General features: G+C 46.6%; 20 protein-coding genes and 6 tRNA genes. 17 read left to right on the top strand and 9 right to left on the bottom strand.

The features are described 5' to 3' along the window. Positions 1-9 precede the first annotated feature (9 nt). The 8 genes from K6Y21_RS00655 to hemA form a co-directional block, all read right to left on the bottom strand. The gene (locus K6Y21_RS00655; RefSeq protein ID WP_233069668.1) at positions 10-645 is read right to left on the bottom strand and encodes an alpha/beta family hydrolase; all 636 of its coding nucleotides are present in this window, start codon (positions 643-645) and stop codon (positions 10-12) included. Position 646: 1 nt separating this feature from the next. Next, a complete protein-coding gene (locus tag K6Y21_RS00650; RefSeq protein WP_233069667.1) occupies positions 647-1,567 on the bottom strand; it encodes a transcriptional regulator GcvA in 921 nt (306 codons plus the stop codon). A gap of 374 nt (positions 1,568-1,941) precedes the next feature. Beyond that, entirely contained in the window at positions 1,942-2,787 is an 846-nt protein-coding gene (gene kdsA, locus K6Y21_RS00645; protein WP_233069666.1) for a 3-deoxy-8-phosphooctulonate synthase, read from the bottom strand. A 9-nt stretch (positions 2,788-2,796) separates the two neighbouring features. Continuing rightward, positions 2,797-3,600, bottom strand: coding sequence for a SirB1 family protein (locus K6Y21_RS00640; protein ID WP_233069665.1), 804 nt, complete (start codon positions 3,598-3,600; stop codon positions 2,797-2,799). Between the two features lie 4 nt (positions 3,601-3,604). Further along, positions 3,605-3,988, bottom strand: a complete 384-nt coding sequence (locus K6Y21_RS00635) for a SirB2 family protein (RefSeq protein ID WP_233069664.1) — start codon at positions 3,986-3,988, stop codon at positions 3,605-3,607. A 5-nt stretch (positions 3,989-3,993) separates the two neighbouring features. Next, positions 3,994-4,845, bottom strand: coding sequence for a peptide chain release factor N(5)-glutamine methyltransferase (gene prmC, locus K6Y21_RS00630; protein WP_233069663.1), 852 nt, complete (start codon positions 4,843-4,845; stop codon positions 3,994-3,996). Further along, the gene (gene prfA / locus K6Y21_RS00625; protein WP_233069662.1) at positions 4,835-5,926 is read right to left on the bottom strand and encodes a peptide chain release factor 1; all 1,092 of its coding nucleotides are present in this window, start codon (positions 5,924-5,926) and stop codon (positions 4,835-4,837) included. Before prfA ends, prmC begins: the two co-directional genes overlap by 11 nt. Positions 5,927-5,956: 30 nt before the next feature. Beyond that, complete coding sequence (gene hemA / locus K6Y21_RS00620; protein ID WP_233069661.1) at positions 5,957-7,225, bottom strand: glutamyl-tRNA reductase; 1,269 nt, start codon at positions 7,223-7,225, stop codon at positions 5,957-5,959. A 128-nt stretch (positions 7,226-7,353) separates the two neighbouring features. Here hemA and lolB point away from each other — a divergent pair, with 128 nt between their 5' ends. The 12 genes from lolB to K6Y21_RS00560 all read left to right on the top strand — a co-directional run bounded on the left by lolB (position 7,354) and on the right by K6Y21_RS00560 (position 13,282). After that, positions 7,354-7,953 carry a lipoprotein insertase outer membrane protein LolB gene (gene lolB / locus K6Y21_RS00615; RefSeq protein WP_233069660.1) on the top strand — a complete coding sequence of 200 codons (600 nt, stop codon included), beginning with the start codon at positions 7,354-7,356 and terminating at the stop codon, positions 7,951-7,953. Beyond that, a complete protein-coding gene (ispE, locus tag K6Y21_RS00610; RefSeq protein WP_233069659.1) occupies positions 7,928-8,797 on the top strand; it encodes a 4-(cytidine 5'-diphospho)-2-C-methyl-D-erythritol kinase in 870 nt (289 codons plus the stop codon). The genes lolB and ispE overlap by 26 nt, the downstream gene beginning before the upstream one ends. 96 nt (positions 8,798-8,893) lie before the next feature. Next, positions 8,894-9,841 (top strand): ribose-phosphate pyrophosphokinase, encoded by a 948-nt coding sequence (locus K6Y21_RS00605; RefSeq protein ID WP_233069658.1) that lies wholly within the window; start codon positions 8,894-8,896, stop codon positions 9,839-9,841. A gap of 173 nt (positions 9,842-10,014) precedes the next feature. Next, positions 10,015-10,629, top strand: a complete 615-nt coding sequence (locus K6Y21_RS00600) for a 50S ribosomal protein L25/general stress protein Ctc (RefSeq protein WP_233069657.1) — start codon at positions 10,015-10,017, stop codon at positions 10,627-10,629. 2 nt (positions 10,630-10,631) lie between these two features. Beyond that, positions 10,632-11,222 (top strand): aminoacyl-tRNA hydrolase, encoded by a 591-nt coding sequence (gene pth / locus K6Y21_RS00595; protein WP_233069656.1) that lies wholly within the window; start codon positions 10,632-10,634, stop codon positions 11,220-11,222. Positions 11,223-11,238: 16 nt separating this feature from the next. Then, positions 11,239-12,330: a redox-regulated ATPase YchF gene (gene ychF / locus K6Y21_RS00590; RefSeq protein ID WP_233069655.1), complete on the top strand. Its 1,092-nt coding sequence runs from the start codon at positions 11,239-11,241 to the stop codon at positions 12,328-12,330. A gap of 286 nt (positions 12,331-12,616) precedes the next feature. Next, positions 12,617-12,693 (top strand) — tRNA-Met (locus K6Y21_RS00585). A 30-nt stretch (positions 12,694-12,723) separates the two neighbouring features. After that, positions 12,724-12,808: transfer RNA gene (locus K6Y21_RS00580), tRNA-Leu, on the top strand. Between the two features lie 59 nt (positions 12,809-12,867). After that, positions 12,868-12,942 (top strand) — tRNA-Gln (locus K6Y21_RS00575). 44 nt (positions 12,943-12,986) lie between these two features. Further along, positions 12,987-13,061 (top strand) — tRNA-Gln (locus K6Y21_RS00570). 44 nt (positions 13,062-13,105) lie between these two features. Continuing rightward, positions 13,106-13,182: transfer RNA gene (locus K6Y21_RS00565), tRNA-Met, on the top strand. Positions 13,183-13,197: 15 nt separating this feature from the next. Then, positions 13,198-13,282 (top strand) — tRNA-Leu (locus tag K6Y21_RS00560). Positions 13,283-13,386: 104 nt separating this feature from the next. On the opposite strand, the gene K6Y21_RS00555 is transcribed toward K6Y21_RS00560, so the two are convergent. Beyond that, complete coding sequence (locus K6Y21_RS00555) at positions 13,387-14,553, bottom strand: FAD-dependent monooxygenase (RefSeq protein ID WP_233069654.1); 1,167 nt, start codon at positions 14,551-14,553, stop codon at positions 13,387-13,389. 242 nt (positions 14,554-14,795) lie between these two features. Here K6Y21_RS00555 and miaB point away from each other — a divergent pair, with 242 nt between their 5' ends. The 5 genes from miaB to lnt all read left to right on the top strand — a co-directional run bounded on the left by miaB (position 14,796) and on the right by lnt (position 20,233). After that, complete coding sequence (miaB, locus tag K6Y21_RS00550) at positions 14,796-16,229, top strand: tRNA (N6-isopentenyl adenosine(37)-C2)-methylthiotransferase MiaB (protein ID WP_233069653.1); 1,434 nt, start codon at positions 14,796-14,798, stop codon at positions 16,227-16,229. A gap of 10 nt (positions 16,230-16,239) precedes the next feature. Beyond that, the gene (locus tag K6Y21_RS00545) at positions 16,240-17,307 is read left to right on the top strand and encodes a PhoH family protein (protein WP_233069652.1); all 1,068 of its coding nucleotides are present in this window, start codon (positions 16,240-16,242) and stop codon (positions 17,305-17,307) included. Further along, entirely contained in the window at positions 17,291-17,755 is a 465-nt protein-coding gene (gene ybeY, locus K6Y21_RS00540; RefSeq protein ID WP_233069651.1) for an rRNA maturation RNase YbeY, read from the top strand. Before K6Y21_RS00545 ends, ybeY begins: the two co-directional genes overlap by 17 nt. Positions 17,756-17,757: 2 nt before the next feature. Then, complete coding sequence (corC, locus tag K6Y21_RS00535; RefSeq protein WP_233069650.1) at positions 17,758-18,639, top strand: CNNM family magnesium/cobalt transport protein CorC; 882 nt, start codon at positions 17,758-17,760, stop codon at positions 18,637-18,639. Between the two features lie 64 nt (positions 18,640-18,703). Further along, positions 18,704-20,233: an apolipoprotein N-acyltransferase gene (gene lnt / locus K6Y21_RS00530; RefSeq protein ID WP_233069649.1), complete on the top strand. Its 1,530-nt coding sequence runs from the start codon at positions 18,704-18,706 to the stop codon at positions 20,231-20,233. Positions 20,234-20,281: the final 48 nt, after the last annotated feature.

Below are 20,281 nucleotides of genomic sequence, written 5' to 3'. Positions count from 1 at the left end.
GCTTATTTCCTAACGCGATAAGATAAATTTTGCTGTCAACTCGATGGCTTGCGCCATATTCTGTTGATAGCTCACGCCCGAGGCCTTACGGGGTTTAAAGCTATGATCGCCATCGGTTAAAAACGCCATTTCAATTAATGGGGATAACGAATACTGGGCAATTTCCTCTTTGCTGCCCATGGTGTCACGCTCACCTTGAATTAATAAACACGGCTTATTGATGTCAGCCAAGTGCTCCCCTTTTAGTCGCTCTGGTTTACCTGGGGGATGAAACGGAAAACCCAAGAAAACGCCTCCTTTAACCTGGGGTAAATGCATTAAATGACTGGCCATGCGCCCGCCCATAGACTTGCCGCCTATCATCACCGAACCATCGGCAACTTGCGCAATGACTTGTTCAAAGGCCTCAAGCAAGATGGGCGCTTTATTGGGCGGTAAACGCCGCTGCTCTGCTAACATGCGCTGCATATAAGGAAAATTAAACCGAATAACCTTAATGCCGTGACTGGCTATCCCTTGCGCCATTTGTGTCATGAATGGGTGGTCCATACCCGCGCCAGCGCCATGGGCGAGAATGAAGCTGTGTCCACTGTGGCTTGATGCCCCATCAATTAATAAGGTTTGTTCCATCTTCAACTCACTCATCTTATTGCGTCTCCAAAATCCCAACCAGTTCTTGCTCTTCTTGCTCAACCAGCTTAATCATCCAATCACGAAAAGCCGCAATTTTACCTAACTCGGCTTGGCTTTCTTCACACACCAAGTAATGGCACTTTTTACTTTCTAACACATCATTAAAAGGGCAAACCAAGCGGCCGGCATCGAGCTCAGGTTTAGCTAACACATTATGCCCTAAAGCAATGCCTTGGCCGTGAATAGCGGCTTGAAGCACCATGGACGAATGGCTAAAGATAGGGCCTTGATTGACATTAGCGGCATTGACTCCAACCTTCTTCATCCAGGTTTTCCAATCTTTACGCGCGGTGTCATGCAGTAAAGTATGGCGACAAAGGTCGGCTGGTGATTCCAGCTTTTTTGGCCCTTTCAATAATTCAGGCGAACACATAGGTAACAGGTATTCAGTATGTAACTTATGGCAACGTAAATTTGGCCAATTGCCTTTGCCATAATAAATAGCCAAATCGACCCCATCACGCAGTAAGCCTTCATCGGCATCCACCGCTTTGATACGCACGTCTATTTCGGGATATTGCTCACTAAACTTAACCAAACGGGGCACCAGCCATTGAATGGCAAAACTCGGCTGTAAGCTCACCGTCAAGGCACCGGTTGCGGTACGGGCTAATAATTTCTCCGTGGCATGATTTAAATTGGCAAAAATTTCCTTGAGATCGAGGAAGTAGCTTTGGCCCTCTTCAGTCAGCAACAATGCTCGGTTGCGCCGCTGAAATAGCCTTAGCCCAAGATACTCCTCTAACCCTTTTATCTGATGGCTTACAGCAGCTTGGGTAACAAACAGCTCTTGTGCCGCCCGGGTAAAACTAAGGTGGCGAGCAGCCGATTCAAAAGTTTTCAGCGCCTTTAATGGTGGTAACCTGTTATACATTGCATATCCATTAGAAAAACTAATGACAAATATTATAAATTGTCGTTTGTTGTATCACCAGCGAAAGACTATATTTCCTTACGCAACAAAGGCTATATGTAGCAAGTAGTGTTTTTCTCTAGGCTCTTACCCAGTATTTTGTAACAAACTTTTTACAAAATACGTTACTATAGCTAATGGTTTGCAATGTTGTGTTTGCATTCATAGGTTATTCTATGAAAGGTTAAATTATGACGTGGTGGAACCGGTAATTTAATCTTCTTCTGTTTAGCTACAGTTAAGCGCTGCCTCTGGCAGCGTTTTTTTTGCCTGCACTTCCACCAACCAAAAATAAAGGCCGCGAATGCGACCTTATGGGTTGATTGATTCAGTCCTTAAACCGTTTCGATCTTTTCAAAGCTTTTGACTAATTCATCCAGCTGCTTAATTTGCTGTAAAAATGGTGCTAATTTCGCCAGTGGCAGAGCACATGGGCCATCACATTTGGCTTGGTCTGGATCGGGGTGAGACTCAAGGAACAAGCCAGCTAACCCTTGTGACATTCCCGCGAGGGCGAGATCAACCGTTTGCCCACGACGACCATCGGCACTATCCGCCCGACCACCTGGCTTTTGCAGCGCATGGGTCACATCAAAAATCACCGGATATTGCGTTTCTTTCATGATGCCAAAACCTAACATATCAACCACCAGGTTGTTGTAACCAAAGCAGCTACCACGCTCACATAAGATCAAACGATCGTTGCCCGCCTCTTCAAACTTGGTCAATATATGCGCCATTTCATGGGGAGCCAAAAACTGGGCTTTTTTGATGTTAATGACAGCCTTAGTTTTTGCCATTGCCGCCACAAGATCCGTTTGACGACTTAAAAAGGCAGGCAGTTGGATCACATCAACCACTTCTGCCGTAGGAGCAGCCTGATAGGGCTCATGGACATCAGTGATCACCGGAATGTTAAAGGTTTGCTTAATTTCTTGAAAAATTTTCAACCCTTCATCCAGGCCCGGCCCACGAAAACTATTAATCGATGACCGATTCGCTTTATCAAAAGAGGCCTTAAACACATAAGGGATGTTTAGTTTTTGTGTAACCTCGACATAGGTTTCGGCCATTTTCATCGCTAAATCACGCGACTCCAGTACGTTCATGCCACCAAATAAAACAAAAGGTAAGTCATTGCCAACTTGTACATCACCGATAGAAACAATTTTCTGGCTCATCATATGTCCTTAGTGCATCACTAATTGCTTGGGATCCATTTGCTTTATTTTTAATTTCAGCAAACTAATCGAAGGATCATCAGGGCACTTATCAATAAAATAGTTAAAGTCATCAACCGCTACGTTATAGCAGTCTAGCTCGTGAAAAATAAATCCGCGATCGCGGATTTCAAACGGATCGCCAGGGGCTAACCGCAGCAATAAGTCAGAGCAACATAAAGCGAGATCTAACTTATTTTCGCGCAACAATACGCCTTTCTTGGTTTGCAGTAAGCGTCGGATAATATCCTTTAAGGTATCAGCTTGTAGGTCTTGCTCTGATAGCCGAGCGAGATCGCCTTTAGCTCCTCTTAATTTAAGCTCAAGCTGGTGCCTATTTTGCACCTTGCCATCAAAAGGGTCGAGAATGATCCGCTCACCCTGTTGCGTAATCGACACCAAAAAGTGACCAGGAAAGCAAATCCCTTGCGCATCAACTTGCACCCGTTTAAGAAAGTGCAGTAGCAATATGCCTAAGCTCAGCGGGATCCCTTTGCGCGTTAATATTACCTGACTTAATTGCGTATTGGGGTATTCAAAAAAGTGCTGCCAATCACCACTAAACTGCCAATGGTTGAAAAAGCAGTTAACCACAGTTTGCCAGATCGGTTGCTGCTTGCAGTCATGTCCGGCCATAAACGCATCAAACTGCTGCTCCAGTAAAGTTAGCTCAGCCTCGACCGACGCCATCTCTACTTCATCAAGCTCTTGCTCAATCAGCAAGGCCATATCCAGCAAACTCAGCTCAGTGATTTGGTCCTGAAACAACGTCACCCCACTACCCCAAAATAATTGCCTGATGTTTAACCGCAACATGAGCCATGTAGGCGACCCAACTCAATGCACCGATGAAGGCACAGATTTTTATCACTTTCGTTCGCCCTCCCTTAAGGGCCATATATTGCAGCAAGAGCACCGCTAAAAAGGCTAATACCTTATCCGTTAGCCAAACATGAGCTGAGGTAAAAGGCATCATTCCTGTCACCGCGATCAAGCCAACGCCCGTCAACACCAAACCGGTTAAACAGGCCATGTAGCTGCCAATGAGCGCTTTGTTCGCCGCTAAACGGCTACCATAAATCACTAAGCCAAAACGCACCATAAATAGCACCACCGTCAGTGCAATAAACAAAAAGTGGCTGTGCTTAAATGCCATATACATATTAATTAACTCCATTTACCTAGGGTAATTCGATCATTTTGGCAATAATCGGCAAGGGTTTGAACATCACTGAAGCCTTGTTCGACTAACAAGGTACGAACCGCCTCACCTTGATCATAACCATGTTCCATTACAAGATAGCCTCGCTCGACAAGATACGTAGGCGCTTGACGTGCGATCAATGCCAGATCCGCTAAACCATGGTCTTTTGCCACCAAAGCCGAACGCGGTTCAAATCTAACGTCGCCTTCACTTAAATGCCTGTCTTGCTCATCAATATAAGGTGGATTCGAGACGATCAACGAAAATTGCTGACCTGTCACCGGCTCAAACCAACTGCCCTGCTTGAAGCTAGCATTACTCAACCCCAGCGCTTGGCCATTTGTTTGGGCTAATTCAACCGCATCCCCTTGAATATCAATGCCAATAACCGATACATTTGGCCACTCCGAGGCCAGTGCGAGTGCTATCGCCCCCGTCCCCGTCCCCAAATCAAGCACGCCAAACTCATGAAGCTTGGGTAACTCAAGCTGTAATACCTGCTCAACTAATATTTCAGTATCGGGGCGCGGGATCAAGGTGGCAGGGCTCACCTTCAAGGGCAATGACCAAAACTCGCGTACTTGGGTGATATGGGCAACCGGCTCACCCGCAACACGTCTTGCAATCAACGCAAGAAAGCGAACTTGTTGCTCATCCGTTAACACCTTATCAGGCCAAGTGAATAAAAAGCTATCTGGCTTCTCGAGACTGTAAGCCAGCAGCACCCGCGCATCTAAGGCCGCGGATTCTGATTGCACCAATTGCTGACGAGCCCAATCTAGGGCATCAGCGATAGTGAGCAATTTATCCTTCATTTTCTGCCAACGCCGCTAATTGATCGGCTTGGTATTCTTGCAAAATAGGCTCAATCAAGGCGTTCAGATCCCCTTCCATCACCTCATTTAAGCGATAAATGGTTAGGTTGATGCGATGATCAGATACACGGCCTTGCGGATAGTTGTAAGTGCGAATGCGCTCTGAGCGATCGCCACTGGCCACAAGGCTACGACGCATGCTTTGCTCTTCGGCTTGGCGTTGATCATCGACCATAGATTGTAAGCGAGATTGCAATACACTCATTGCGCGAGCACGGTTTTTATGTTGTGAGCGCTGGTCTTGACACTCCACCACCATTCCCGTTGGCAAGTGGGTAATACGAATTGCCGAATCAGTTTTGTTGACGTGCTGACCACCCGCGCCTGAGGCTCTAAAAGTATCAATTTTAAGATCGGCTGGGTTAATGTCGATGGCTTCAGATTCCGGTACTTCAGGCAATACCGCCACAGTACAAGCCGAAGTATGAATACGACCTTGAGATTCCGTTTCTGGCACACGCTGTACACGATGGCCACCCGATTCAAACTTCATCACGCCATAAACGGATTCGCCTTCCATCTTAGCAATGATTTCTTTATAGCCGCCTTGGTCACTTTCATTCATGTTAACCACGCTAACACGCCAACCGCGTTTCTCGGCATATTTGCTGTACATGCGAAATAAGTCGCCAGCAAAAATCGCCGCTTCATCGCCACCCGCACCCGCGCGAATTTCGATGTAACAATCACTGTCGTCGTTGGGATCTTTTGGCAGTAATAGAATTTCCAGCTCGCTCGTCATGGATTCCAATGCCGCTTTAGCATTCGCCACTTCTTCTTCGGCCATCTCGCGCATATCCGGATCATCATCTTGCAACATTTCTTGCGCAGATGCGTAATCCAGTTCGGCTTGATTATAAGCATCAAAACAGTTAACCACCGTTTCAAGCTGTGAGTATTCCTTATTTAAGGCACGAAATTGATCTTGATTGGAAATCACATCGGGCTCGCTCATTAGCGCTTGTACTTCTTCGTAACGCTCTTTCAAGCCTTCCAATTTTGAAATAATGGACGGTTTCATGGTTGCTCCGGGCTGATGCCCTCTAAAAAATTAATTTAAATCTTGGTCAGCACTTATACCAAGGCCTTGGCATAAGGTTGCTAGCTTGTCTTGTTGGCCACTTCGAGCCATCTCGGTTAATGATATGGTGGGCTGATGGATCAGCTTATTGGTTAACTTAAAACCTAATTCTTTAATCACTGCCCCAGGATCTTCCCCCTGTTGCAATTGAGCCAGTGCGCGTTGTACACAGGCATCACGGACAGCTTCGCTGTTTTCTCGGTATTCACGAATATGATTGACCGAGCGTAGCGACGCCAACCATGCCATAAAATCTTGACTACGAACCCTAACAATACGCTCTGCATCAATCGCAGCCTTTTGTCTGGCTTCTAAATTTTGCTCTATGATACCTTGTAAATCATCCACGGTATAAAGATAAGCATCATTGAGCTCTGCCACTTCACTTTCAATGTCACGCGGCACGGCAATGTCCACTAACAGCATGGGCTGATGTTTACGTTGCTTTAATGCCGTTTCTACCGCCCCTTTGCCCAAAATAGGCAGTGGCGCAGCGGTAGAGCTGATCACGATGTCGGCCTGAGATAAATAATGAGGAATGTCACCCAGGGTGATCGCGGTGGCATTAAACTGCGAAGCCAAAACCTCGGCGCGCTCGCGGGTACGATTGGCCACGAACATCTTCGCCACTCGCTGCTCGGCTAAATGCTTGGCGGCTAACTCTATGGTTTCGCCAGCACCGATTAATAACACGCTCGTTTCAGCTAGCTCAGCAAAAATCTGTTTAGATAAGTTAACCGCCGCGTAAGCAACCGACACGGCATTGGCACCGATGTCGGTTTGAGTACGAATTTGCTTAGCCACTGCAAAACTGTGCTGAAATAATTTATCTAAGATGCGATAAACACAATCCACGTCGCGCGCTTGTTGATAGGCTTGCTTAATTTGCCCTAAAATTTGAGGCTCGCCCAATACCAAAGAATCAAGACCGCTAGCCACTCGAATTAAATGAGCGGCTGCGTCGCGCTGTTTATGACAATAGAGATAGGGCTGTAACGTCGCCCTATTTAGATTGTGATAGCGACAAAGCCAAGCAAGTAATTCCCCTTCATCATCAATCGCAAGGGAGGCATAAATCTCGGTGCGGTTACAGGTTGACACTATCACCAGCTCATTAACCGATGCTAACGCCAGCGCACTTTGATGGGCAGCCGCCATCGCATCTGGTGCAAAGGCAAGTTGTTCCCTTAGCGCCACAGAAGCTGTTTTATGGTTTATTCCCAGTGCAAGCAGTGTCATTTCAATTTCTTTCAAATTCGCGAGGGCGCAATTTTACGGAAAACTCCCGCTTAATAAAAGGGATTGCTGACTGGTTTTGCTTGGATTGCCTAGCTATACTGTGCTGGCAATATCAAAAGGGGTCAAAATTGAATCATCTACGCTTTTACTTACTCTTTATAATCATGGGGTTGAGTGGTTGTTCCTTACTTTCACCCGATACCGACAAACCCTTACCACAATTTAGCCAGCAAGCTGAATTAGCCCAGCTCAACCACTGGCAATTAAAAGGTAAGCTCGCCATACGCGCTTCTGGGCAAAAAGCCAATGCGGTCGATATCTTTTGGCGCCAGCAAGGTGATGAGTTTCACATTACCTTTACCAAGTTATTTAAAACCGTGCTTGAGGTGAAACAAGATCCATACGGCGCTTGGCTTAGAGATAATAACGGCAAGGAGCATTACGCCGCCAGTGCAGAGCGCTTAATACAGCAATTGGCGGGGTGGGATTTGCCCCTTGATCAAATGCAACAATGGATCAAAGGTGTCCCTCAAGGGGCGCTCGCCACGTATGATGAAAACGGAAACACCTTAACCATTAATGCGCTAGTCAACCAGCAGGATTGGCAATTAAGCATTGCCTCTCATATGCAAACCCAAGGTCTGAGCGTCCCGCAAAATTTAACACTTAAAAATCAAGATAATACGTTAAAGTTAAAAGTATATGAATGGATCTTCACCCAGCCTTGAGGCAATACGTTGGCCTGCGCCAGCCAAGTTAAACTTATTTTTGTACATCAACGGGCAACGCTCGGATGGATATCACGAACTGCAAACCCTGTTTCAATTTATTGACAAGGCTGATTATCTGACCATAAGCGCCAATCATAATGGTGCGATCACGGTTCAGCCAGACAGTGATATCCCATTGACGGACAACCTCATTTACAAAGCCGCCAACGCATTGCAACAATACAGTGGCACACACTTAGGTGCCAATATTGAGCTTGAAAAAAATCTGCCCATGGGCGGTGGACTAGGAGGAGGATCCTCCGATGCCGCCACCACCTTAGTCGCTCTTAATCAGCAATGGCAACTAAACTACTCAAATAAAGTACTCGCAGAAATAGGGGCAAAATTAGGTGCCGACGTGCCTATCTTTATTCATGGTTTGGCATCGGTTGCCGAGGGCGTCGGTGAGCAGCTAACCAGCGTTGACATTGATGAACCTTGGTATGTCATTGCCTGTCCTCAAGTGCATGTGTCAACAGCAGCAGTGTTCACCCACCCTACGCTGATTCGCAATACACCTAAACGCCCATTAGCCCAGTTATTATCTGATGCTTGGCGTAATGATTGTGAGCCTTTAGTTAAAAAACAATATCCCGAGGTTGCCAAGGCAATTGACGCCTTGATAGAATACGCGCCGTCAAGATTGACTGGCACCGGCGCATGTGTCTTTGCAACATGTCAAAGCCAACAGCAGGCCCAATCAATTTTACAACATTGCCCTGCGTGGCTTAATGGATTTGTAGCGCAGGGAAGTAATCAATCTGCCTTATATAAGCAGTTGAAATTGCGAAATAAAATATAAATCGTCGATAAAGTTAGGTTGCCAAAGTAGGCAACTTAGCGTCCAGCGCTTGCGCTGGTATCACCCTAAACAGGAAGCAACCTGAGGTTCCCCACCGTGCCTGACATGAAGCTGTTCACTGGTAATGCGACGCCAGAACTTGCCCAGAAGATCGCTGACCGCCTTTTCACTAAACTTGGTAGTGCCGAAGTTGGCACTTTCAGTGACGGAGAAATTAGCGTACAAATTAACGAAAATGTACGTGGCGGCGACATCTTTATTATTCAATCTACTTGTGCACCAACCAACGACAATCTAATGGAATTGATCGTAATGATTGATGCCTTGCGTCGTGCATCTGCTGGTCGTATTACGGCTGTTATCCCTTATTTTGGTTATGCGCGTCAAGACCGTCGTGTACGCTCTTCTCGTGTGCCAATTACCGCTAAAGTAGTGGCTGACTTTTTGTCTAGCGTAGGTGTTGACCGCGTCATGACCGTTGACCTGCATGCTGAACAAATTCAAGGTTTCTTCGATGTGCCGGTTGATAACGTATTCGGTAGCCCAGTGCTACTTGAAGACATGCTTAACAAGAAGCTAGAAAACCCGGTAGTCGTATCACCGGATATCGGTGGTGTAGTACGTGCCCGTGCTCACGCTAAACTGCTTGATGATGCTGACCTTGCCATTATCGATAAGCGTCGTCCTAAAGCCAACGTGGCTCAAGTGATGCACCTCATCGGTGAAGTTGAAGGGCGTGATTGTATCATCGTTGACGACATGATCGACACTGGCGGCACCCTATGTCAGGCGGCGGCAGCACTAAAAGATCGCGGTGCTAAACGTGTTTTCGCTTACGCAACCCACGCCGTATTCTCAGGTAACGCGCCACAAAACATCGCTAACTCTGTGATTGATGAAGTGATCGTAACCGACTCGATCCCGCTTTCACCTGAAATGGCTAAAATTGAGAAAGTCACTCAGCTAACCCTTAGCGCCATGCTGGCTGAAGCCATTCGTCGCGTCAGCAACGAAGAGTCTATCTCAGCGATGTTCCATCATTAATATCAGGACGACTGAACACTCGGCGTAAAATCGGCTTGATTTAATCGCCTACAGGTGTAAAAACAGTTTGAGAAAAAGGCGTAGTCAAGGTAACATGGCGCGCCTTTTTTTTATGGGCATTTTTTTAAGCTGGTCGCAAGCTTAAAACCATTCTATTAATTTGGAGAAATATTATGTCAACAATCACTCTTAACGCTGAAGTGCGTACAGACCTAGGGAAAGGTGCGAGCCGCCGCCTACGTCACGCAGACAAAGTTCCAGCGATCCTATACGGTGCTGGTCAAGAAGCTGTGTCACTAACTCTTGCACACAACGATGTACTGAAAGTAAACAACGTAGAAAGCTTCTACACAAGCGTTATCACGCTAACTGTTGACGGTAAAGAAGTACAAGCAGTACTAAAAGACATCCAACGTCACCCGTTTAAGCCTAAGGTTCAACACTTAGACTTCCTACGCGTTGACGCGTCTCAAAAACTGCACACAACTGTACCACTGCACTTCATCAATGAAGAAACTGCAGCATCAGTTAAAGCGGGCGGCGTACTATCTAAAACTGCACACGAAGTTGAAGTTAGCTGTCTACCTGGCGTACTTCCTGAGTTCATCGAAGTTGATGTTAACAAGATTGAACTAGGCCAAACACTACACCTTTCTGACCTTGTGTTAGCAGAAGGCGTAGAGCTAGTTGAACTAGCTAAAGGTGCAGACCACGACCAAGCGGTAGCCACTGTTGCTCCTGCTAAAGGCGGTGCTGCAGCTGAAGAAGCTGAGGAAGCAGCTGAATAATCGTGACGACGAATATTAAGTTGCTTGTGGGCCTGGCTAATCCAGGCCCCGAATACCAGCAAACACGGCACAATGCTGGAGCCTGGTTTATTGAAGAACTAGCGCGCCAACACCATACCCAACTCAAGCCCGAAGCTAAATTCTTTGGCTTGACCGCTCGGATCCAAATCGAAAACCAAGACATTCGCTTACTCATCCCCACCACCTTTATGAATTTAAGTGGTAAAGCGATTGCAGCTATGGCCAACTTCTATCGTATCTCCGCTGAAGAAATCTTAGTCGCTCACGATGAAATGGACATGCCCCCCGGTGTTGCAAAATTAAAACAAGGCGGTGGCCACGGCGGCCATAATGGATTACGAGACACGATCAACAAGTTGGGAAACAATAAGAATTTCTACCGCTTGCGTATCGGCATTGGTCATCCTGGCCATAAAGATAAGGTAACCGGTTATGTGCTCGGCAAAGCGCAAAGTATCGATCAAGCTCGCATTGACAGCGTGATTGATGAAGCGGTTCGCTGCACCCCTATTTTAGCCAAAGACGGCATCGCCAAGGCGATGAATCGACTTCATAGCTTTAAAGCAGATTAAATTAAGGTAAACACTCATGGGTTTTAAATGTGGTATTGTTGGTCTTCCTAATGTAGGTAAGTCAACCCTCTTTAATGCATTAACGCAAGCGGGTATCGAAGCCGCTAACTTTCCGTTTTGTACAATAGAGCCTAACACGGGTGTGGTGCCTGTTCCTGATCTGCGCCTGGATGCGATTTCTGATATCGTTAAACCACAACGTATTATTCCGACGACCATGGAGTTTGTCGATATCGCGGGCTTAGTGGCTGGCGCATCCAAAGGCGAAGGCTTAGGCAATAAATTCCTAGCCAATATTCGTGAAACCGACGCCATTGGCCATGTGGTACGTTGTTTTGAAAACGACAACATAGTGCACGTTGCTGGCAAGGTCGATCCCGCCGAAGACATTGATATTATCAATACTGAACTGGCGCTTGCTGACCTAGAAAGCTGTGAGAAAGCCATTATCCGTGTGGGTAAAAAAGCCAAAGGCGGTGATGCCGACGCCAAGTTTGAATTACCTGTATTAGAAAAAATTCGCGCGCACCTAGAAGCCGATCAGCTGATCCGCAGTCTGGAGCTTGAAAAAGAAGAGCGTGCTGCTATTGCCTACATGAGCTTCTTAACAGATAAACCAACCATGTACATTGCCAACGTTAATGACGATGGCTTTGAAAACAATCCTTATCTGGACACAGTAAAAGAAATTGCGGCGAAAGAAAATGCCGTTGTGGTGGCGGTTTGCGCCGAAATTGAAGGTGAAATTGCCGAGCTTGAGGACGAAGAGCGTGCTGAGTTTATGGCTGAGATGGGCTTAGAAGAGCCAGGCCTAAATCGTGTTATTCGCAGTGGTTACGAGTTATTGAACTTACAAACCTACTTTACCGCCGGTGTTAAAGAAGTGCGCGCTTGGACTTTCCCTCAAGGCGCGACAGCACCTCAAGCGGCAGGTAAAATCCATACTGACTTTGAAAAAGGCTTTATCCGCGCCGAAATCATTGGTTACGACGATTATATCCAATACAAGGGTGAAGCGGGCGCCAAAGAAGCCGGTAAATGGCGTCAAGAAGGTAAGAGCTATGTGGTTAAAGACGGCGATGTGATCCACTTCCTATTTAACGTCTAAGCCAGCCAAGCAAACAATCAACACCCTAGCCTCGCATTTGCGGGGCTTTTTTGTTTAACCATCTCGGTTTTCTCAGCTTTTTAGTTAACTAAATACTTCCGATTACCCCGCTGGAGCTTATTTCGATTAACAAAGCAGCAACGGCTCGGCTAAATGCCTAAAAACTAGGCATACGAATCAAAACTCGATTATTTTTGCGAAAAAGGTATTGACGCTTAGGCTCAGTATCCGCATAATGCGCCCCGCAACGACGAACAGGGCATCAAAATCTTGAACGTCAAAGCATGGCTACATAGCTCAGCTGGTTAGAGCACATCACTCATAATGATGGGGTCCCAAGTTCAAATCTCGGTGTAGCCACCAATTTTCTTTTTAGCTAAGCTATCAAGAAGTGCGGAAGTGGTGAAATTGGTAGACACGCTAGATTTAGGTTCTAGTGCCGCAAGGTGTGAGAGTTCAAGTCTCTCCTTCCGCACCATTAATGATTAAGTGTAAACTTGATCCGTGTGACTTAATTACACGTAAAACTCAGACAACAGGGATATCGCCAAGCGGTAAGGCACCGGGTTTTGATCTCGGCATTCTGAGGTTCAAATCCTCATATCCCTGCCAATTTCGACAAGTTGGCCACATTGGCGAGCTGTCAAAAGTACAACAGGGATATCGCCAAGCGGTAAGGCACCGGGTTTTGATCTCGGCATTCTGAGGTTCAAATCCTCATATCCCTGCCAAATTTTCTGGTTGCAAATGCGGCCAGAGAATAGCAAAAAAGAATGGCTACATAGCTCAGCTGGTCAGAGCACATCACTCATAATGATGGGGTCCCAAGTTCAAATCTCGGTGTAGCCACCATTCTTTCTTTGCATTGCGGAAGTGGTGAAATTGGTAGACACGCTAGATTTAGGTTCTAGTGCCGCAAGGTGTGAGAGTTCAAGTCTCTCCTTCCGCACCATATCAAAACAATCCTTAATCATTCCAGCTTTTTATACCCATCAGCTTCTTACGATTTCTAGCATCCTCCATCGTCTCTGATATAAATCACGATTAAGGGCTCAGTTACAAGCCCATCGCATACTTCATTACCTTATTTTTTAGCGCTCCCGAATTTTGCGCCAGGGTTAACCCTATCTCGCGCAAGCCCTGCATACCGGGTAATTGGCTACTGAAACTTTTATAAAACACATCCATCGCCGACTGCATCAGCAAGTTATCACCACGGCGCTGCTGTTGATAATCACGCAACGCCTGCTGCTTTTGATCGACTTGAGTCAGCGCATTAAACTCAAGTTGCACCGCTAATGCTTGCACATCCTTAAAGCCTAAATTGACCCCCTGCCCGGCTAACGGGTTAATGGTGTGCGCGGCATCCCCAAGCAGCACCACACTGTGTTTATAATAGGACTGCGCATGCTGCCGAGTTAATGGAAATGCACCCGCTTGTAATACTTCAAAATCAAAGTCTAAATGCGCAAATTCCGCCTTAATCGCCTGCTTTAACTCGGTATTGGAAAGGGACGATAGCCGGCGAATATCAGCGACTTGGTGATACCAAGCCAAGGAGGCATAAGGGCCAGCTAGGGGTAAAAATGCACGCGGCCCTGTGGTTACAAACTCCTGCCAAGTAATGTCTTGCTGCGCTTGATCGGTTTTAATGTTGATCAACATGCAATGCTGGCGATAATCCCATGCCGTCGTGCCAATCCCTGCGTGCTGGCGACAGAATGACTTAGCACCATCGGCGGCCACTAACAATTGAGCAAACCAAGTATCGCCGGAACTGAGCTTGACCTCTACGCCCTCGGGTTGATTATCAAACGAGGCAATTTGAGCGGGGTTGAGCATTTCAATGTGGGGGTGCGCTAACATGGCTTGCCATAACGCCGTTTGAATCACTTTATTCTCTATGATGTAACCAAGCAAAGGCTGGTCAATATCGGCAGCGTTGAAAGTTAAGGCTTGCCCGCCCTGTTGGCGTGTGGCAAGACGGCGATAGGGGCAAATGCGCATGGCGGCGATAGCCTCCCAAACCCCAGCTTTCGCCAGTAAGGTTTGACTGGCCACACTGATCGCCGACACCCTCAGATCAAGGGGGTCGTTAGGGTCGAAGTGAGGCGCATCGGCGGCTTCAACCACGGTTACCTGCAATCCTAAATCTGCAAGTAGTAAGGCAGCACTCGCGCCTACCATGCCACCACCGTTTATCATTACTTGAGTTGTCTTCATCCCGCTTTGCCTAACTGCTTGAAATATATTAGGCATATTTTAGCTAAATAAACACACTACATAAATGAGTTTGCGTTTTTACACCAATAAGGAAAACAAGCTGTCATGCTCGTGCACGAAAATCATCACCCATTGAGCGAATTTTAACCTTTAAACAGAAACAGGCCCTAGTAAGGCCAGACCGAAATCAGTAGAATATGCCCTCTTTTTTCGTTGTCCAGTAAGTAGAGCAGTTACAGCAAATGAGCAAAAAACTTCATATCAAAACTTGGGGCTGTCAGATGAACGAATATGATTCATCAAAAATGGCAGACCTATTAGACGCTACCCATGGTTACACCTTAACGGAAGAGCCAGAAGAGGCGGATGTACTGTTACTCAATACCTGCTCTATTCGCGAAAAGGCGCAAGAGAAAGTGTTCCACCAATTAGGTCGTTGGAAAAACTTCAAAGATCAAAAGCCGGGCTTAGTGATCGGCGTGGGTGGCTGTGTTGCATCACAAGAAGGCGATGCCATTCGTGAGCGAGCGCCGTTTGTCGATATCGTATTTGGCCCACAGACCTTGCACCGTTTACCTGAAATGATCAAACAGGTTCAAACCAACGACGGCACTTCCGTGGTTGACGTGTCCTTCCCTGAGATTGAAAAGTTCGACCGTTTACCTGAGCCAAAAGCAGAAGGCGCCAGTGCCTTTGTTTCCATCATGGAAGGCTGTTCTAAATACTGTACTTTCTGCGTGGTACCTTATACCCGTGGAGAAGAGGTTAGCCGTCCGCTTGATGACGTACTTTACGAAGTGGCGCAATTAGCCGAACAAGGCGTACGTGAAGTTAACCTGCTAGGCCAAAACGTAAACGCCTATCGCGGCGCGACATTTGATGACCAAATCTGTAGCTTTGCTGAGTTACTGCGTTATGTGGCTGCCATCGACGGCATCGATCGCATTCGTTACACCACCAGCCACCCGATTGAGTTTACCGACGACATCGTTGAAGTGTATGCCGATACCCCTGAAGTAGTAAGCTTCTTACACCTACCGGTGCAAAGTGGTGCCGATCGTATTCTAAACCTAATGAAACGTGGTCATACGGCTATCGAGTACAAATCGACAATCCGTAAATTACGCAAAGCACGTCCTGACATCACCATTAGCTCGGACTTCATCGTTGGTTTCCCGGGTGAAACCCAAGAAGATTTCGAACAAACCATGAAGCTGATTAGCGATGTTAACTTTGATCACAGCTTTAGCTTTATTTACAGTGCGCGTCCAGGCACACCAGCGGCCGATTTACCTGACGACGTAACCGAAGACGAGAAAAAGCAGCGTTTGTACATTTTGCAAGACAGAATCAACCAACAAGCCATGCAAATTAGCCGTCAAATGCTCAACACCACGCAGCGCATCTTAGTGGAAGGCCCGTCGAAAAAGAATCCACTTGAGCTACGCGGCCGTACTGAAAATAACCGCGTGGTAAATTTTGAAGCACCACATAAGTTTATCGGCCAATTTGTCGACGTTAAGATTGTGGATGTGTACGCAAACTCACTACGCGGTGAATTTATTTGTGGTGAAGATGAGATGAACTTAAGAGAATCCATTCGCCCAGCCGATATAATCAGTAAAAATCCAAACCATACCGACCACTTAGGTGTGGGTTCGTACACACCGAACTAGAGAATTGATATTGAGTACAACACTAGAAAAAGTTGAATTTGTTTTGAGCCCCGCCGATCCAGAGCGATTGGCGAATCTATGTGGCCCATTTGACGACAACATCAAACAGATCGAGCGCCGTTTAGGGGTTGAGATCACCTACCGCAATCATGATGTGAAGATTGTCGGTAAGGCTTTACATGCCAATGCTGCAAAGGCGATTTTGCAGCAGCTTTATGTTGAAACCCAACCCGTAAAAGGGAAAGCAGCTGACTTGCTACCCGATCAAGTGCATCTGGCCATACAAGAATCAAAAGTACTTGAACAACATCACCAGCAAGAGAGCGCATCGTTTCACAAGAGCATTTCCATCAAGACGAAGCGCGGTGTGATCAAGCCTCGCGGCGAAAACCAATCCAACTACGTCGCCAATATTTTAACCAACGACATTAGCTTTGGTATTGGTCCTGCCGGTACAGGTAAAACCTACCTTGCCGTGGCTTGCGCCGTGGATGCCTTAGAGCGCCAAGAAGTTCGCCGTATCTTGTTAACGCGTCCAGCTGTTGAAGCCGGTGAAAAGTTAGGCTTTTTACCGGGTGATTTATCACAAAAGGTTGATCCTTACCTGCGCCCCTTATATGACGCCTTATTTGAAATGCTTGGCTTTGAAAAAGTCGAGCGTTTAATTGAGCGTAACGTGATTGAAATTGCTCCGTTAGCCTATATGCGTGGACGCACCTTAAATGATGCCTTTGTGATCTTAGATGAAAGCCAAAACACCACGGTAGAGCAAATGAAGATGTTCCTCACCCGCATTGGCTTTAATACCAAAGCCGTGGTCACCGGGGACATCACCCAAGTCGACTTGCCTCGTCATGTCAAATCCGGCTTACGTCACGCCATTGAAGTGCTCCCTAATGTTGAAGAAATTGGCTTCAGCTTTTTCCAAGCTGAAGACGTAGTGCGTCACCCTGTCGTTGCGCGAATTGTGCAAGCCTATGACGCGTTTGAACAACAGCAGCAGGCACAAGAGCTAGCGAAAAAACGAAAACGAGAAGCAGAAAGAGCAGCAGAGGCCAATAATGGCAGTGATTCTTGATTTACAGCTGGCCTGTGACAACGAAAATAATATTCCTAGCACAACAGACCTTGAAACTTGGTTAAATGCCACCATTACTGCTGACGAAGCCGAACTCACGATCAGAATTGTTGACACACAGGAAAGCCAGCAATTAAATTGTGATTATCGTGGTAAAGATAAGCCAACCAATGTGTTGTCTTTTCCTTTTGAATCACCACCGGGCCTTGATTTACCGCTTTTAGGTGATCTTGTTGTTTGTAAAAGTGTGGTAGAACAAGAGGCTAAAGAACAAGGTAAGGCGTTAAATGCCCATTGGGCACACATGATCATCCACGGCACGTTACATTTACTCGGGTATGATCACATTGATGACCACGAAGCCGAAGAAATGGAAAGCCTTGAAACCCAGATTATGCTACAACTGGGTTTTATTGATCCTTATATCAGTGAAAAGGAAGATATTTAAGCATGAGTGACGATATTCCCCAGCCCAGCGGTTCTGCCAAACGCGGCTGGTTAGGTAAATTTAGCCAAATGTTTCAAGCAGAGCCGAAGAGTCAGGAAGAACTTGTCGAGGTGATCCAAGAAGCGAATCAACGCGACTTGATTGATCAAAACACCGCCGAAATGATCGAAGGTGTGCTTGATGTTTCAAAAATGCGCGTGCGCGACATCATGATCCCACGCTCACAAATGGTGACGATAGAAAAGAGCCAATCGGTTGATACTTTTTTGCCTATTGTGATTGAATCTGCACATTCGCGCTTCCCTGTGATCAATGAAGATAAAGACCACATTGAAGGTATCATGCTAGCTAAGGATCTGATTAGCTTTGGCTTTTCAAACCAGCAAGAAGATTTCTCTTTATCTAAAATATTGCGCCCTGCGGTGGTTGTACCAGAAAGTAAGCGATTAGATAAACTCCTCAAGGAATTTCGCTCCGAGCGTTACCACATGGCCATTGTCGTTGATGAATACGGTGGCGTGTCAGGTTTGGTCACTATCGAAGATATCCTTGAATTGATCGTGGGCGAAATCGAAGATGAGACCGACGCAGAGGATGCGCCGCAAGAAGATATACGCCGCATCAGTAAACGCCATTATTCCGTTCGGGCCCTAACCCCGATTGAAGACTTTAATGAAACATTTAACGTCAACTTTGCCGATGACGAGCAAGACACCATAGGTGGCATGGTCATGCATGCATTTGGTCATTTACCCGCTCGTGGTGAGAGTATCGAAATTGAAGGCTTTACCTTTAAAGTGGTCAGCGCCGACAAGCGCCGTTTGATCCAGTTACAAGTTAAATTGCCAGACAATGTGACGGACTCACTGGTCGAGACCGAATAATCCCCATCCATGGCTATCGTAAGATGGCCATTTTTTTAAGTGAATAACGCAATTGAATGACGCCGTGAATAAACTATCCCCTTGGTCAATACGCATCATCGCTTTTCTATTAGGTAGCTTAATTCCCCTTGGGTTTGCCCCGTACTCCTATTGGCCTGTGGTCTTCATCAGTATCACCGGATTTATGCTGTTGCTTGACCAACGTACGGCCAAAGAAGGGGCTAAGTTAGGCTTTCTTTTTGCTATGGGCATGTATGTCTTTGGCATCAGTTGGATCCATGTCAGCATGGATCTCTTCGGTGGCATGCCAGCGATTGCAACCTGGTCATTGATGGCGCTACTGTGTGCCTACCTGGCATTATTTACGTTACTGGTGGGATATGTCTGCCAACGCTTTTCATTACCAACGCGCTGGCAGTATGGACTCTTCATTCCGGTGGTATGGTTATTGTTTGATTGGTTCAGAGGCCATTTCCTCACCGGTTTCCCCTGGTTATGGTTAGGATATAGCCAAATCGATTCGCCGCTAGCAGGCTACGCGCCCATCTTAGGGGTTCAGGGCGTAACCTTAGCTGTTATGCTGATTTCTGGCTTGTTAACCATTGCAATAAAGCAGCGGACTTGGCTGACAACCGGCTTATCCCTTGCCACGATTGTCGTGCTGATGGCCTTGGGAGGCTTTTTAAAACAGCAAACGTTCACTCAGCCCTTAGCGCCAAGTAAAGTCGCTTTGGTGCAAGGCAACATAGATCAAAACATCAAGTGGGAAAATGAGCACTTATGGCCATCTCTTAAGCTCTATTACCAACTGAGTCAAATCCAACAAGAGCTCGATCTTATCATCTGGCCAGAATCAGCCATCGCCGCATTGGAGTTTAATGTCGAGCCCTTCATTGTCCGCCTAAATCAAGACATGAAAGATCGCCAAACCAGCCTGATCACCGGTATCATTGAATATCGTCAACCCGAGAATACCTATTACAACACCCTCATAGCCCTAGGTGATACCCCCTTTGAGCATGGCTATGAGCCCAATCACCCAAACCGTTACGCCAAACACCACCTATTACCCATAGGTGAATTTGTGCCATTTGAAGCATGGCTAAGGCCCCTTGCACCTTACTTTGACTTGCCCATGTCTTCGTTCAATCGCGGTGACTACGTGCAGCCTAACTTACAAAGTAAGCACAACAAGCTTGCCCCGGCCATTTGTTATGAAATTGCCTATTCAGAGCAACTTAGACAAAATATTCAAACCGATACCAGCATGATCTTAACCGTCAGTAATGATGCTTGGTTTGGCAACTCTAACGGCCCCCATCAGCATTTAGAAATTGCCCAGATGCGCGCCCTTGAGTTTGGCCGCCCAGTGCTAAGGGCTACCAATACCGGTATCACGGCGTTTATTGATCATCAAGGTAAGATCACTTCTCGGGCTGAACAATTTAAAACCCAAGTGATCACCCAAGAGGTGATCCCAATGCAAGGTCACACGCCTTATGGCCGCTTGGGTTCATGGCCGTTGATTATTTTTGTCACCAGCATCTTTAGTTTATGTCTCTGGCGCTATTATCGCCAAACGAGCAAAGCCTAGAGAAGAAACGATACAGTGACCAAAAAACCCCATACTAGCGATGGTTTT

It is taken from the genome of Motilimonas eburnea, assembly GCF_021295345.1.
GTDB lineage: Bacteria > Pseudomonadota > Gammaproteobacteria > Enterobacterales > CBDFNC01 > Motilimonas > Motilimonas eburnea.
The sequence above is the reverse complement of the archived record's forward strand: the minus strand, read 5'-3'. Positions and strand labels throughout refer to the sequence as shown.